Origin of the sequence: Sorangium sp. So ce693 (genome assembly GCF_051521375.1) — a bacterium.
GTDB lineage: Bacteria > Myxococcota_A > Polyangia > Polyangiales > Polyangiaceae > Sorangium > Sorangium atrum.
This window is the reverse complement of sequence record NZ_CP150347.1, coordinates 2665059-2680414: the sequence shown is the minus strand read 5'-3', so window position 1 is coordinate 2680414 and position 15356 is coordinate 2665059. Positions and strand designations below refer to the sequence as shown.

General features: G+C 67.8%; 11 protein-coding genes. 1 reads left to right on the top strand and 10 read right to left on the bottom strand.

Going from position 1 to position 15356, the window contains the following annotated elements; genetic code table 11:
- Nucleotides 1-17: 17 nt before the first annotated feature.
- The 7 genes from WMF14_RS10290 to WMF14_RS10260 all read right to left on the bottom strand — a co-directional run bounded on the left by WMF14_RS10290 (nucleotide 18) and on the right by WMF14_RS10260 (nucleotide 10162).
- On the bottom strand, nucleotides 18-935 hold the full coding sequence (locus WMF14_RS10290) for a slr1658 superfamily regulator (RefSeq protein ID WP_012234413.1): 918 nt from the start codon (nucleotides 933-935) through the stop codon (nucleotides 18-20).
- A gap of 24 nt (nucleotides 936-959) precedes the next feature.
- Nucleotides 960-3344, bottom strand: coding sequence for a PP2C family protein-serine/threonine phosphatase (locus WMF14_RS10285; protein ID WP_437800451.1), 2385 nt, complete (start codon nucleotides 3342-3344; stop codon nucleotides 960-962).
- 82 nt (nucleotides 3345-3426) lie between these two features.
- Entirely contained in the window at nucleotides 3427-4590 is a 1164-nt protein-coding gene (locus tag WMF14_RS10280) for a methyltransferase domain-containing protein (protein ID WP_272101455.1), read from the bottom strand.
- 71 nt (nucleotides 4591-4661) lie between these two features.
- Nucleotides 4662-5219 carry a hypothetical protein gene (locus WMF14_RS10275; protein ID WP_272101454.1) on the bottom strand — a complete coding sequence of 186 codons (558 nt, stop codon included), beginning with the start codon at nucleotides 5217-5219 and terminating at the stop codon, nucleotides 4662-4664.
- Between the two features lie 1050 nt (nucleotides 5220-6269).
- Nucleotides 6270-7487, bottom strand: coding sequence for a tetratricopeptide repeat protein (locus WMF14_RS10270; RefSeq protein ID WP_437800449.1), 1218 nt, complete (start codon nucleotides 7485-7487; stop codon nucleotides 6270-6272).
- Nucleotides 7484-9046 carry a SpoVR family protein gene (locus WMF14_RS10265; RefSeq protein ID WP_437800447.1) on the bottom strand — a complete coding sequence of 521 codons (1563 nt, stop codon included), beginning with the start codon at nucleotides 9044-9046 and terminating at the stop codon, nucleotides 7484-7486. Before WMF14_RS10265 ends, WMF14_RS10270 begins: the two co-directional genes overlap by 4 nt.
- Nucleotides 9047-9052: 6 nt before the next feature.
- Entirely contained in the window at nucleotides 9053-10162 is a 1110-nt protein-coding gene (locus WMF14_RS10260; RefSeq protein WP_437800445.1) for a DUF444 family protein, read from the bottom strand.
- 202 nt (nucleotides 10163-10364) lie between these two features.
- On the opposite strand from WMF14_RS10260, the gene WMF14_RS10255 reads away from it, so the two are divergent.
- Nucleotides 10365-11645 carry a hypothetical protein gene (locus WMF14_RS10255; RefSeq protein WP_437800443.1) on the top strand — a complete coding sequence of 427 codons (1281 nt, stop codon included), beginning with the start codon at nucleotides 10365-10367 and terminating at the stop codon, nucleotides 11643-11645.
- A 314-nt stretch (nucleotides 11646-11959) separates the two neighbouring features.
- On the opposite strand, the gene WMF14_RS10250 is transcribed toward WMF14_RS10255, so the two are convergent.
- The 3 genes from WMF14_RS10250 to WMF14_RS10240 form a co-directional block, all read right to left on the bottom strand.
- Complete coding sequence (locus WMF14_RS10250; RefSeq protein ID WP_437800441.1) at nucleotides 11960-12583, bottom strand: hypothetical protein; 624 nt, start codon at nucleotides 12581-12583, stop codon at nucleotides 11960-11962.
- Nucleotides 12584-12646: 63 nt separating this feature from the next.
- A complete protein-coding gene (locus WMF14_RS10245) occupies nucleotides 12647-12865 on the bottom strand; it encodes a hypothetical protein (protein ID WP_437800439.1) in 219 nt (72 codons plus the stop codon).
- A 730-nt stretch (nucleotides 12866-13595) separates the two neighbouring features.
- On the bottom strand, nucleotides 13596-15002 hold the full coding sequence (locus tag WMF14_RS10240; protein WP_272101447.1) for a carboxypeptidase-like regulatory domain-containing protein: 1407 nt from the start codon (nucleotides 15000-15002) through the stop codon (nucleotides 13596-13598).
- Nucleotides 15003-15356 lie beyond the last annotated feature (354 nt).

The window sequence follows — 15356 nt, the reverse complement described above, 5'->3', positions numbered from 1 at the left end:
GAAGAACCCATCCGATCTCAATCACAGAGTATCATCTCGAAGTTCTGATTGAACTTCTTGAGGTTGGGCAGCGACTTCCCCTGCCACGGGATGGACTTCGACCCACGGACGATGAGCTGGAGCTCGCCCTTCTTCCTGGTGGCGATCGCGAACTTGTAGAGGACGTTGATCCCCGAGCTGTTCAGGAAGTTCAGCGCCCTTACGTCGAGTGTGATGGTGGGAGGGTTCGTGGCCAGGACCTTGTCGAGCAGCTCCTCGATGGGGGCGTACTCGGTGGTGCCGCCAAGACGAAGGATGCCTTCCAGGTACACCACCACCTCAGAGGGATCGTACCAAACCCGATAGTTACCACCTTTGATTTCCATTCTCGACCTTTCATTCAAAATAGGAATCCTGGCCATGGTCTTGATGCTGAAGCTGTTGACCGAAATCGGGTCCAGCTTCCACCCAAGACTCACACCGTAATCATTCATGATGATGAGATACCCGAGCCCCGACCCGGCGTTCTCCGCGTCTTCGGCGTTCGCCTCCGCCTGCCGACGCAGGAGCTCCCCAGGGTCCTCCTGCGTGAGCTCGAGGAGCTTCTCACGGAGCGAGGGGACGGCGGCGTTCGTGATCTGGTTGCTGACGAGGCACACCAGGTCCTCACGCCCGATACCCACGGTCACGGTGATGTCACCGTGCTGATTGAACTTGACGGCGTTCTCAACCAGTTCGTTCAGAACGTACCCGATGGCGCCTGAGACCTCGTCTCGGCTGATGAGCCTGTCCTCGCCGTCTATCTCCGGAAAGAGCTCGCCGAAGTACTCGGCCATGAAGTTGGCCGTCAGGTTACAAAGGCTCCATCTCACCGCGAACGAGTCGGGGTACAACGTCAGCGACATGTGTTCGCTGAACGAATCGTCTAAAGAGTAGACGCCGATGATTTCGCTCATGGTAATGCCCAGTCTCCCCCTTGCTCATACCCTCTTAATGACAAGTACAGTGATGTCATCATGGATTTTGTTGTAGCCTACGTGCGCCAAGACGTCCTCGATGATAGCGTCCTTGATCTCCCGCGAGGTTCTTTCGTGGTTTCGCGAGATCACCTGACACAGACGGTCGATTCCGTACTGCTCCTCTGCAGAGTCCTCCGCCTCGGTGATCCCGTCGCTGAAGAGCGTCACGACGTCCCCGGGCTCCAGCTTCACCTCGATGCTACCGATGAAATCGCTGATATCCAGGTCGATGCCTATCGGCAACCCGAGCCCCATGGTCTCGACACGATCGAGGGTCCCGTCCTTCCGGACGATGATCAGGTCCTCGTGCTGACCGGTGAGCTGGAGCTCGCCGTCGCTGTAGTCGAGCAGGGTCAGGGACAGGTTCTTGTCTGACCGGATGCGCTGGATGTTCTGGTAGATGACCTTGTTGACGATGCTCAGGAACTTCTTCGGATCCCGCTCGTTGGCCGCGAGCAGCGTCCGGACGGCCGTCTGGACCATGAGCATCAGCACGCCGCTCTCCAGCCCGTGGCCGGTGACGTCGCCGATGCCGATCTTGACGAGCCCGTCGCTCCGGAGCACGTCGTAGTAGTCCCCGCCGACCTCGTCCGCAGGGGCCATGTAGCCCGCGATGTCGAGGCCCGGGATCTCCTGGAGCTCGCTCGGCGCGGGGAGCACCATGAGCTGGAGCTGACGCGCGACGTTGAGCTCGGCGCCGAGCCGGATGTTCTCCTGGGCGAGCTTCGCGTTCAGCTCGCTGATCTCCTCGTTCGCCTTCTCGAGGGCCCTCGTCCGCTCGCCGACGAGCTCTTCGAGGTTGTTCGTGTAGGCCTCGATCTCGCTCGCCATCTCGTTGAACGCGACGCCGAGCTGCCCGATCTCGTCCGCGGAGTTCACGTCGATGCGAACGCCGTAATCACCCTCGCGCATCCGCGTCGCGCCGGTCGAGAGCGCGACCAGCGCGCCCGTCATCTTGCGGGAGATCAGGTAGACGCCCAGCATGAGCACGAGGAACGAGGCGATCGTGATGAGGACCTGGGTCCCGACGATCACCGTCCTGCTCTTCTCGATGCTCTTCTGCGCCGCGAGGAGCGAGGCGTACATCTCCTTCTTCGGGACGACGAAGCCCATCGTCCACCGCTCCTTGGCGATGCGCGCGTCCGGCCCGGCCCAGCCGTTCACCGGCGCGAGCCGCTGGAGGGCGATGATGTACGTCTCGCCCGATATCACCATCTCCCGGTAGTCGACCTTATCATCGTTCGGGAGGACGATGCCAGACACCCCCGCGTCCTCGCTGTCCTTGAAGAACCGCTGCAGCATGCCGACGCCGGAGTTCTGGCCGGCGCCCGCGTCCGTGCGCAGCCGCAGCGTCTTGGCGCCGAGCTCGTTGACCGCGAAGACGTTCCCGTCCGCCTGCGCCAGGAAGGCGAAGCCCGCCGTGGCCAGCTTGACGTCCTTGATCGACGCGATGAGCTGCGCGAGCGTCAGGTCGAGGCCGACGGACCCAACGAACGTCTTGCGGTCCTTCGCCCAGAGCGGGTGGAACGCCGTCATCACGATGCCGCCGCCCGCCGCGTCGTCGTACGGCGCCGTGACCGTGGTCTGATCCGGGTGCGCATCCAGCCCGGCGGGGTCCTTCGCCCACTCGTTCCAGCTCTCGGCGATGCCGGGGAAGAAGAACTTGTACCACCCCTGGTCGTTGTGCCCCGGATACAGCCTGTCGAAGGTCGACGCCATGTCCGTGTACGGCGTCAGCCGCACATACGGCTTGTCCTCGGGGCCGATGTAATAGATCTGGAGCTTGTCGGCGCCGTACTTGCCGAACGCGGGCAGGATCAGATCGAGAAACGCCGTCTCGTCGACGGCCCTCTGGACCTCGGGCCGGATCGTCCCGTCCTTCCCCAGGTAGCCCCAGACGCTGACGACGCTCGGCTCGCTCGGATCGTTCTGGTACCAGTTCCCCTTCGGGTTGTACTTCATCTGATCGCGAAAATACGGGAAGTCGGCGGCCGTCCGCAGGAACGGGGCGATCTCCTCCTCGCGATCGATCACGGTCTGAAGGATGCCGGCGAGCGTCTGGAGATCCCTGTACGCCTCGCCGAGCCTGAGGTTGACGTGAGTGGCCTTGTCCTCCAGGTGATTGGTGAGGTACTCGCGGTTCGCCGAGTTGAGGCCTGCCTCGATCTCCGCGGCGGCCTCGCTGCTCAGCCGGTGGATGCCTTGCCGCCCGACGACGACGTTCCACACGGCGCCGAGCAGGACGCTCACGCCCGTCACGAAGATGATCTTGGTGCTGAACTTCCTGAACTGGAAGAGCAGGCTCTGAGGCCGCTGTTCGCCAGGGTTCCGAGGTTGGACGCTCACGGCTGGCAATCTCCTAACGGCACGGCCCTGGGCCACTCGATCGGCATCACGACGCGACGGAGCATGATGACCCGGCCTCCCCTCACATGACCCGCATCGGCTTGCGGCCGGAGCCGGCATAGATCGGCCACGAGGCGAGGCCGTGCGGGTGCGTGATGGCCGCCATGTGAGCGCGCAGCCCGGTGCTCAGCTCCGCGTGGTAGTCCGGCGGGGCGCCGGCGGTCCGGGCCATGTTGGCGGTCACGGAGATCCAGCACTCGACGACGCGCGCGAAGTCGAAGCAGTCCGTGTTCATGTTGTTGATGTCGATCAGGTTGACGCGGATGTCCTCGAGGCCCGCCTCCCCCAGGATCTGCCGCGTCTTTATCCCCGTATCGAGATCCATCCCGATCGACCTGCCGAGCTCGACGAACCGCTTGTAGGTCGCGCGGATGAGGTCCTGCTCCGGATAGCCGTACGCGCACGACAGGAGCTCGTTCGTGATGTAGATCCGGCCGCCCGGCTTGCAGATGCGGTAGAGCTCCTGCATGATGCGCTCGGGCTGCGGGAAGACCTGGAGAGACAGGCGGCAAGACACGAAGTCGAACGAGTTGTCCGGCAGGAGCAGCGCCGCGGCGTCCCCGTACTGATACTCGACGTTCTCCAGCCCGAGCCGCCGTATGTGGTCCTGCGCGTACCGGAGCGCGGGCCGCGAGTGATCGACCCCGGTGACGTGCTCTGGCTTGAACTCCTTCTGGAGCAAGATCGCGAAGTCGCCGAAGCCGCACGCGATGTCGGCGATCTTCATCCCCGGGTAGAGGCCGTGGTTCGTCAGCCCCGTCTTCTCGTGCTCCCAGATGATCCGCTCCTGGAGGCGGAGGACGTCGATGAACTCGGCATCTTCGAGCATTCCCTGGCTCGGGTAGAACGCGACGTCGTAGATCTCGACGGAGACGCTCGAGTAGATCTCCGCGATGACCTGAAACTTGCGGATCGCCCAGGGGATGACGCTGGAGATGATCAGCCTGATCTTGAGGTTGGGACGAGCCTCGACGGCCCAACGGACAAACCTGTTGATCTCCAGGAATGCCACGTTGTTCATGTACTTGAGCCGCTTGAAGTCCAGGCAGAGCTCGCCGCTCGCGTTCTTGGCCGCGGTCTCCAGCGTGCCGCGGATGGCCCTCATCTGATCGGCACCGAACGGCCGCAGCATGCCCGAGAGCGCAACCTCCTGGTCGGTCTGGTCGACGCGCATGCTGAAGGTCACCTGCGAGCGCCACGAAGGGAGGCCGCTCGCAGACGAGGGCGGTACGGCGGATTCGCGACCGATCGGAGCTGTCATAGTTCTTCTACCTCAGTGAACGGGAACTGAATCGCCAGGAGGAGCCAGTCCCCGCTCGTGGGTTCGGAGATACTGAGCTTCGAGCCGTAGACGACCGCGAGTTCGAGCAGCCCGAGCGCCTGAGCGTCATCATCCGGAACGTCGTGCTCTAGCTGCTCTCGATACCAGGCCATCGGGTCCGGCTGATTGGCCAGCTGGACAGCATGGTTGTAGAACTTGGCGCTCTGCTCGTTGATCGGGACCTCCGCCTCGACGAGGATGTGGTTCTGCTTCTTGCGGAACCGCATCTTGATCTCGCCGGTGGCGCCGTGATTCCGGTATATCGCTTCCAGCAATTCGTTGAAGAACGTCGATAGCAAGGTCGCGTGGCGCTCGGGGTCATCCTCATTGGCGCTCGCGTACCTCGCGAGGAAATTGGCTAGCTGATGACAGTGGTTCCACCGTTTACTGAAGCCACCGACCGAGAAGTTCGCGGAAATGACCATGCCGTCCGCCGGTAACGCGGGCGGCGGTCGCAAGGTCGGAGCTATGTCGGCCTGCTTGGAAACGGACATCAAAGCCTCGGGGGTTGGTTGACAAGTGAGGCACGAACGAGGTTACCCGGGTTCGGGGTGCCCCGTCGAGTGCATCGCGAGGTTTCCAGCGAGCGCCATCCGGGCCTTCACGCGGCAGAAACGTCAGCGGCCGCCCGGCCGGTTGCACCAGGCATGCCACGGCGCCGCAAACTTTCTGTGATACAGCTCTCATTTATCGAAGATCACTGGCCTCATGACCAGGTGAACCGATGTAGGATACCGTCTGCTGGTCGACGGTTCCGTTCGGCCGTTTCGCGCTGATCCGGGTGAAACGGGCTCCGCTTGCCTCGGCACGCGATGTTCGTGGGTCACCACGACAGGCAGACATTTTGTCCACAGAGCACCCGCGCCGGCGGCGCCATTTGTAATTCGCTACACATGCGCTCCCCGCTCGCCATCGGCGGAGCGCACAGTGGTTGACCATCAGACCATTTAGAGCAGCAGAAGAGAGGTAATCGAAAGTGCGTCGCTGCTGTCAACCCCTTCCTGCGCGCGACGAAGGCGCGCTCAGACATCGTGTGGTCCCGCGAGTCGCCGCGGGAGTGCGAGGAGATCCGTGCGCCCACCTACCACCTAGCCCATCGCGCGCCGGGGCCGAGTGCGTCTCTCGGACGCGGATTCGGTATGCGGGCCTCTCGCGCGGGAGTCGGCGTCTCGCGGCAGCGCCGCGACGCGCCCGCGCCGGGCGGGCGCTCGCGGCTGGCGCCGGGTGTCGTCTGGCGCCCCGGGAGCGCTTCACAACATGGATGGTCCCGCGGCCCTCGACCTGCTGCGGGGCGCCGCTCGACCGAGCGCCCCTGCGTTCGGCGCGAGCGGCGCGAGCGGCGCGAACGGCGCGAACGACGAACCAACGCGCGAGGTCGGACATGGCAACGATTGAGCTTGACAATCAACCACGCAGGCCGCGTGTGTCCGCCGTTGCGCTGCCCGGCGCGGCTGCGCGCCGCCTCCCGAGCGCAGCGCGCTGCGCGGCCCGATCGCGAGCTCGCGCCGTGCAGCGCCGCCGCGCGCGCGATCGACGCCTCCGTGTCACCGCGGCGCAGCGCCGCGCCGCTCGATGGCGTCGAGCTCGTCCATCACCGCCTTCACCCGCGGATCCGTGGGATCGACGGCGCGCGCCTTCTCGTACGCCGCGCGCGCGTCCTTCAGCTGGCCGGACTGCGCCAGGGCGTTGCCCAGGTTGATCCAGGCGCTCCCGAGCTTGTCGTCGAGCCGGAGCGCCTCGCGGTAGAGCGCGGTCGCCTTCTGCAGGTCGCCGCGGAGGTGGTACGCATACCCGAGGTTCGAGCGGTACGTGGCGCGCGCCGGGTCGCGCGCCACCGCCGCCTCCAGATGCGGAACGGCGCGCGCGGGATCGTTCGCGGCGAGGAGCGCCGTCCCGAGGTCGTTCTGCAGGCGCGCGTCCGCCGGCGAGAGCCTCGCCGCGCGCTCGTAAGCGCGGATGGCGTCGGCCGTCCTCCCCGCGGCCAGGAGCGCTGTCCCGAGGTTCGCCTGCCGCTCCGCGTCCCCGGGGGCGAGCTCCGCGGCGCGCGTCAGCTCGCGGACGGCGTCTTGCAGGTTGCCGAGCGCGAGGTGAGCGACGCCGAGCGCGGAGTGTGCCTCGGCGTCGCTCGGGGCGAGCTCCGCGGCACGTGTCAGCTCACCGAGCGCCGCGTCGGCGCGGCCGAGGACGAGGAGTGTGCGGCCGAGCTCGAGGTGCGCGAGCGCGTGATCGGGCTCGAGCGTCACCGCGCGCCTCAGCTCCGGGAGCGCGGCGAGCAGCGTCCTGTCGCCCGGCGCCCCGTTGTAGTCGGTGGACACGCCGGCCCTGGCGATCGCCGCGCGCTGGGCGCCGACGATCGCCGCGGCGTCCTTCCTGTCGAGCTGCGCGGCCGCGCGATAGGCCCTCTCGGCAGCGGCAAAATCGCCGCTCGCATACGCGGCGTCGCCCTCTTCGAGCTTCCTGTCCGCGGGCGTGCCGGTGCCGCGCGCGACGCGCGGAGGAGGGCTCGCCGCCGCTGCCTCGCTGGTGGACGGCGCGTCGAGCGGGACGCCCGAGCCGACCGGCGCGCCCGCCGCGCCCGGGGCAGCGCCGCTCCCCGCAGGCGGCGCGGGCGCCGCGTTCGCCTGCGGCTCGAGCCGGGTAGACGGCGCGGGGGCCTCCGTCGAGGGTCGCGACGCCGGCGCCGGCGAGCGCGACGCCGCCGGGGCGCAGCCGGCGAGCGCGAGCAGGACGCCGAGCCGGCGGATCGCTCCGCAGGCGCTCACAGCTTGTACGGGGTCATCGCGTGCTCCTTGCCGTCGTACCGGAGCAGCACAGGCTTGTTATCCATCTTCGTCGCCACGCCGACCGGCCGCTTCCAGCACCGGACGAGCGCCACGAGCGTCTCGCGCGCATAGTCGGCGCGCAGGTCGAAGCCGCCGTGCACGTGCTCGAGCAGGAGCTCTCCCCGGTTGCCGTAGTTGGCGTCGACGACACGGATGTACGGGTCGCCGAAGTTCGTCAGCTGGAAGAGGAGCTTCTCCTTCACCTCCTTGAACTCGCGGCTCTCGATCTCGAACCTGTCGTTCCGCCCCGAGAAGCCGAACGTGTACATCTTCTGCTCGATCACGAACTCCGGCGTCAGGAACTCGTCGATGAAGGTCACGTCGTTGTAGAGCGCGCGCACCTGGAAGATCTTCTCGCGGCCGAGGCCGAGCCGCATGTCCCAGGTGCGCTTCGCGTCGAGGTCCGCGCACTCCTCCCACTCGCGGCCGAAGCGGCCCTTGTTCCACCGCTCCTCGATGTAGCGATAGAGCTCCACGCCGACCTTGTAGGGGTTGAAGCGCCCCGGCGCCGTCGCCATGACACCGGCGTTGTTCTCGGCGTAGTCGATGATCTCGGACGCATCGAGGACCTTCTCGGTCATCATCTTCGAGTGCCAGTACGAGGCCCACCCCTCGTTCATGATCTTCGTCTGGCGCTGGGGGACGAAGTAGTAGGTCTCCTCGCGGATGATCTCGAGCACGTCGCGCTCCCACCGATCGAGCGGCGCGTGGTCGAGCAGGAACTTGAGCACGTCGCGCTCCGGGCGCTCCGGCACCTTGCGCTCCGGCTTCTTCTGGTCCTGCCGCTTCTTCCGCTGCGCCGCGAGGATCTCCTCCGGGTTGATGAAGGAGTCCATGTACTCCTTGGCCCGGAGCTTGTAGGTGTCCATCGGCTCCTCCGTGGGCTCCTCGTCCTCCTTGACCACAGGACGGCCGGAGAAGGGGGCCCACGGGTCGATCAGGTTCTCGAGCGAGAGGCAGTGGTCGACGAACGCCTCGACCTTGTTGATGCCGTAGCGCTCGATGTGGCGCGACACGCGCGCGCCGTGGTTCGCCATCTTGTCGATCCACTTGCGGTCCGGATCGTAGGCGTCGCTCTTCCGCACGGGGTCGAGGATCGGGCCGCGATGGTCGAGATCGGTCGAGCGGAAGCAGAAGTTGTTCTTGAAGAAGTCGACGTGCGCGTACACGTGCGCCATGACGAGCTTCTGGTCGGTGAGCGAGTTGCCCTCGAGCAGGTACGCGTACGAAGGGTTGTTGTTGATGACCATCTCGTAGATCTTCGAGAGGCCATACTCGTAGCTCTTCGAGAGCTGCTCGTACTCCATGCCGAACCGCCAGTGCGGGTAGCGGCTCGGGAAGCCGCCGTACGCGGCGATCTCGTTCATCTGGTCGTACGTCAGCATCTCGAAGATGACGGGGAAGAAGTCGAGCCCGTAGTCCTGGGCGATCTTCTCGATGCGCTCCTTCTCGGTGCGCAGGTAGCGGGGAAGCGCGGTGTTCAGGGCGAACTTGCTCATACCGCTCTACTTCCCCTTCCCCAGGAAATCCTTGATGCTGCCCACGATGGCGTCCTTGTCCCTGATCTCGCTCACCACCACCCGATCGTCCTGCGAGAAGTGCTCTTTCAGATCCTTGATGAACTGGCCCGAGCCGTACGGGCTCTCGACCTGCCCGTAGGCGAACATGTTGACCCGCGGCAGGATCTGGGTCTTGAGCACGTCCACGCAGGAGAGCGTGTCGTCCATCGACCAGTTGTCGCCGTCGGAGAAGTGGAACGGATAGATGTTCCACTCGTCCGGCGGGTAGTCGTTGTCGATGATCTGCGAGCAGAGCTTGTAGGCGCTCGAGATCATCGTGCCGCCGGACTCGCGCGTGTGGAAGAACGTGTCCCGGTCGACCTCGCGGGCGATCGCGTCGTGGATGATGAAGCGCGACTCGAGGCCCTTGTACTGGCGGGTCAGCCACGCATCGAGCCAGAACGACTCGATGCGCACGATCTCCTTCTGCTCGTCGCCCATCGACCCGGAGACGTCCATCATGTAGATGATGACCGCGTTCGCGACGGGCTCGGTGATCGTCTTCCACGAGCGGTACCGCTTGTCGTCCGGGACGGGGACGACGACGGGCGCCGTCGGGCGGAACGTCCCGCTCGAGATCATCCGCTTGAGCGCCTCGCGGTACGTCCGCTTGAAGTGGCGCAGCGACTCGGGGCCCACCCTGCGGATGCCGGAGTAGCGATCGTGGGCGTTCGAGATCTTGCTCTTGCCCTTGTCCTGGATGTCGGGCAGCTCGAGCTCCTCGCCGAGGATGCCGGCGAGCTCCTCGAGCGTGACGTCGACCTCGAGGAGGTGGTCCCCCTCGCCGCTGCCCGCCTGCCCCTGGCCGGGCTGCTTGTCGTCCGAGCCCCCCACGGGGTCGCCGGGGTTGCCGTCGCCCTGCCCCACGCCGCCGCGCTGCTTGTCGCCGAAGCGGAAGCGCGGGATGTCGATCTGAGGGATGGGAATCGAGACGAGGTCCTTCCCCTTTCGCCCGATGAGCTCGCCCTGCGAGATGTACTTGCGCAGGTTCTCGCGGATGCGGCCGCGAACGATCTGACGGAAGCGCCCGTGATCCTGGTCGATCTTCAACGACACGCTCGCGAGTGTAGCATCGGAAGCCGCCTCGGGTCCGCACGTTCGGCGGGCCGCCGAGGTCTCCCGCCCCGGAGGCGTCGCTTCGCCGCTTCCCCGCTTCCGTTCGGCATCTCCATCTCCACTTCCCCTTCCCCACGTCCCCGCCGTTGCCCCACCGCCACGCCCGCCCGTCGTGAACTGACCCCGTGTTAGCCTCGGCGCCGTGCTTTTCCGAGCGCGCTCCCTCCTCGTGTTCCTCGTGCTCGTGGTCCTCGCGGGGCCGGCCCTCGGGTGCGGCTCCCGAGAGCAGCTCGCCGGGCTGCCCGATCTCGCGGGCGCAGGGGGCGCCCCCGACGCGCCGCCCCCGGACCCGCCGGTGTGCCGGGAGGACGGGCTCCCCTGCCAGGGCGCGGCGGACTGCTGCAGCGCCGTGTGCGCGCAGGGGATCTGCGGCGGCGACAGCTGCGCGCGGGACGGCGCGCCGTGCGCCGCCCCGGGCGACTGCTGCGCCGGCCTGTGCACAGGCGGGCTCTGCGGGCAGGGCTGCTCCGCCGACGGGGCGCCGTGCCAGAGCGCGGCGGAGTGCTGCGCCGGGGTCTGCATGGGCGGCGCCTGCGGGCGGGGCTGCTTCCAGGACGGGAGCGCGTGCGGATCCGCGGGGCAGTGCTGCTCGCTGAGCTGCGTGGACGGCGCATGCCGCGCGCGGTGCAGCCCGAACGGCGCGCGCTGCATCGCGGGCGACGCGTGCTGCAGCGGCGCCTGCATCGCGGGCGTCTGCGCCGAGGCGTGCGCGCCCGACGGCTCCGTGTGCGGCCAGAGCGCGGACTGCTGCACCGGGCGCTGCAACGCGGGCATCTGCGGCGGGTGCATCTCGGACGGGGACGCGTGCGGCTCGGCCGACGCGTGCTGCTCCGGCGCCTGCGCGCAGGGCGTGTGCGGAGGCGCGGCGTGCTCGCACGCGCCCTGCGAGATCGGCGCGCCGCTCGCCGCGGAGTGCGGCGGGTGCGCGGCGGAGCTCTGCCGGTTCGATCCGTTCTGCTGCACCACCAGCTGGGACGAGATCTGCGCCGGCGAGGTCCCCAGGCTCTGCGGGCTGGTCTGCGCCGAGTGCGCCGAAGACGGCGGCCGCTGCGCGTCCGGCGAGGCGTGCTGCAGCGGCGCGTGCGAGGACGGCGTCTGCCGGCCCCCGTGCACGCCCGATGGCCAGCCGTGCGCGGACGCCGGCGCGTGCTGCAACGGCAGCTGCCAGGACGGCCTCTGCGGCGGCCCCGCTTGCCCATCGGACGGGACGGGCTGCGGAGGATGTGTGGCCGAGAGCTGCTGCGCGCAGCTGAACCGGTGCCTGCTCCGCTCCGCCTGCGCGGACGACGTGGCGTGCTTCTTCGGCTGCCTCGACGAGGGGAGCGGCCCCGCCGTCTGCGGCTTCGAGTGCATCCACAGCCCGGAGACGTTGCAGCTGCTGCGCTGCGTGGGCACGAGCTGCGGCGGCGGCACCTGCTTCTGACGCGGGGCGCGATGGCGGCGCGAGGGGAGAGGGTCTCGCGCGGGCGACGCGCTCGCCGCGCCTGCGGCTCCTCCGAGCGGGTCTGGAGCGCGGATTTGCCGAGCGCCTGACGCGCAATAGGCGCTTCCGCCGGGGTTGGCTACAGCGGATCCTGATTTCGATTCCGGTGCTTCCCGCCGACTTTCCGACCGGGAAAGAGGGAAGGCTGTGGCACCATGAGTCCACGAGCGAGCTCATGTCGAGAGAGCTCGGGGGGAGGGCTCAATGCCGAGAGGCGAGACATCGAAGGATACGTCCAAGCAGAGGAAGCGGGTTCAGAGCAGCGAGCGCCAGCAAGCTGCGCCTGCGGACTCCCAGGGTGAGGCCGGTCGGAAGGCGCCGCGCAGGCGGACGAAGGCCGTTGCCGGCGCACGGATGGCCGCTGGGTCGACCCGGCGGGTGACCCGGGCGAAGAAGGGAGCGAGCAAGGCAGGAGCGAGCGCCTCGGCGCGGCCGAGCGCGCCGCGGAGCACCGCGGCGGCACAGAAGAAGAAGACCGGCGGCGCGCCGAGGAAGACGACCGCCGGACAGACGAGCAGGCAGCAGAGCGGCGCGGCCAAGAGGGCGGCCACGACGAGGAAGCGGACCGCCACCGGTGGCGTGGCGGGGCGCGCCCGGAGCTCGGCCGGCGCGACGCCTGCCGGCGGGCGCAAGACGACGCGCGCGGCGGGCGCGAAGCGCGCAACGCCGCAGCGCGCAGCAGCGATGAGGAAGCCGTCTGCCAGCGCCCGCGTCGGGCGCGGAGCAGCACGGCGAACGAAGGCGGCGCAGCCGGGCACGCAGAGGGCGGGGCAGAAGCGCGCGACCGCCGGCAAGCGGTCGGCGGCCAGCTGAGCTGCAGCGTCGGGCGCGCCGCTCGCCGCGGAGCGCCCAACCGCACCTTTCCCGTCGCACCCCATCCCAGACATCCCAAGAAGGCGCCGGCAGAGGCTCGGCTGTCGAGCCTCCGCGCCCGGCCGCGATCAGGGCGGTGACGGCAGCGGCTCGCCGACCATGAGGACCACCCAGGTGGCGGCCAGGAAGGGATACGGCGCCCCGCCGAGGCCTGGCATCGCCGACCGCCCGCGCCGCGCGCAGAGGGGGCAGCCCGCGTCGCCGCGCCGGCCGAACAGGTACCGGCGCGAGGACGGCGGCGACGCAGGACAGACCCGAACTTCATCGCCCTCCATCACTCCGCGCAACCCCCCCATCTCGCCCTGCAGCGGAAGCGCCTCCGTGCGCCCGGTCTCCTGCGACGCCCCGCGCGACAGCGGAGCGCGACCGCCCTCGCGAAGCCAGCGCTCGATGGCCCGACAAGCAGCCGCTGGCGTAGGGCGATGCTGGACCATCGTAGGAATGTTCCTTCTGCCGAGCCGAACACAAGCGGCCCAGGCTCCGGATGTAACCCCGCACTGAGGGCGAGGTTCATCCTAGCAGGATCGCCGGACCATGCATGGATGACATTCCGTATCTGCGTGGTGCTTCCCACCGCGACAGCCTGTTGTCTCGGCTGTCGTCATGATTGTCGTCTCGTACGCTTCCGTCTGCTCCCCCTGCTCAATCGATATCTCCGAGGCGCGCGCGGAGCGCAGAGCGGCGAAATGGCTGCGCAGCGCGGCAGCGTGTCCCGCCGCCGGCTCGCGCGCAATGGAGCACAGACGCTCCCCGGCTCGCGCTCTCCAGCGATCAGGCGAGGCGGATAGCAACAGGACATCCCGGAGAGGCGCGAAGGCGAGCCCCGATGGCGCGCGGCGCTCGCCGGGTGGAGCGGAGAGGACGCTCTCCGCCCATCGTCAAGGATCGTTTGCGGGGCAGCTCGGGATGGAGACGACGTGGCTCAGGAGAATACCGACATGCGCCCTTCAGCCCTGGCGGGAGGCCCCGGGGCCGGCGCACGGGCGCCGGCGGCGCGGCGGACGCGAGCGAGGCAGATCACTGCGGGATGGGGATCGGCGGCGGCTCGTCGTCGGGCACGATGCAGGACGACAGGTCGAACAGCATGAAGAGCAGCGCCTTCTCCTGAGCGCTCAGCTCCTCCGTGGAGCACCCCCCCGGGAAGGGCGGGCCCGTGAGGTCCGCCGCAGAGACATGGATGTCCGTGAACACGAGGCGCCCGCACTGCTGATCTTCTGCGGCGTCGACGGGCGTGTTGAAGGTGAAGTACTGGACCCCGGGCGGCTCGGGTTCATCGTAATAGATCCACCGGGTCGAGATGCCTTCGGTCACGTCGCTCACCGTGTGCTGCGCGCCGTTGATCACGATCTCGCCGGGGACGTCCGACGCGCCGACGTTGACGAGCCACTCCGCGAGGGCTTGCCCCTTCGGGAGCGTGGTGTCCACGCGCGCCGTGAGGGGGCTCTCCGGGTCCTCGATGTTGTTGTCCCAGACCGCCGTGTCCGGGAACGGCGCCGGCCCCTTCTTCAGCCAGACGTTGTGCCAGTGGGACGCGAACACGCGCCCGCCGAGCGAGGTATAGTCCAACATGGCCTGGCGCGCGGGGCCGGGCTTGTCTTCCTGGTGCGGATCGCCCTCGCAGGCGAGGATCACCATGTCGTACTGGCGCAGGGCCTCGACGGTCCCCCAGAGGCTCGTGGCCGGGGTGAACTCCACGCCTTCATTCAGGCCATCCGCATAGCGCGTCGTCACCACGTGATCGACGTCCCCGCGGCCGGCGAACAGGTTGATCCGTCCGGTCCCGGTCTCCGGCGTGAACTCGCTCTCATCGATCCCGAGCTTGTGCAGCAAGCACTCGAGCGGATCGGCGCCGCCCGTCGTGAGCGCGATCTTCGGGATGTGCCCCTCCGATTGGTTGCGCGGCAACCGGATGATCCCGGCGTCCGTCGCGGTGTCCTCGCATCGCTTGACCACGGGGAGCGTCATCTCGCGGCGCCATTTGCCCACCTGGACCACCAGCGGGATGTTCTCGCCGACCGGCACGTCCTCCAGGACGAACTTTCCTTCCGTATCGGTCAGCGCCGTCACGAGGGGTGAGCCGGAGAGCGTCGCGCTGCACTGATCACAGGTCGCGCCGTCGGGGATGGGATCGAGCGGCGCATTCGGGACGTAGACGATCACGTTGTAGAGCGGCAGTTTGCCCGAGGGGTCGTATACGGTGCCGCTCACCGTGGTCTTCGCCCCGTTCTCGCATTCGACCTGCTGGCACTCGAGGCCCTCGCAGTCCCCTGCGCCTCCGACGCCGCTCCCGCTGGCGATCGCCGGGAAGCCGCCGAAGCCACCGCCGCTTCCACTCCCGCCGCCAGGCCCGAAGCCGCCAGGCCCCGCGCCGCCGGATGCTATGGGCGCCGTGCCCCCGGTATCTCCGCAGGAGCATCCAGCCATGACGCCCGGTGCTACAGCGATCGCAGCCATCAAGACTCCCGCCTTGCCCGACCAAGTCACCATTTCGAGCCTCCCGGCGACGCGAGCAAAGGTGCTCTGCTGCCGCCCAGTCTCTAGCGTATGCCAGACTGTAGAAATCGGGAAGTATGTCCAGCAAAGAGCAGGAATGGAGCGATGGGTTATTAGGGCGAGTCCTGATACCTCTGACTACCGCGTCCGCGGGGGACACGCGTGTCGCGCGGTCGGACGGCCTGGACAGCGGATCTCCGTGCGTCCGACATGGTGCGTGACGCAATGACAAGAGGGATTGACGGATAGATGATTCGTGACGAGCGCGTTGCCCTGGCGCTCCGC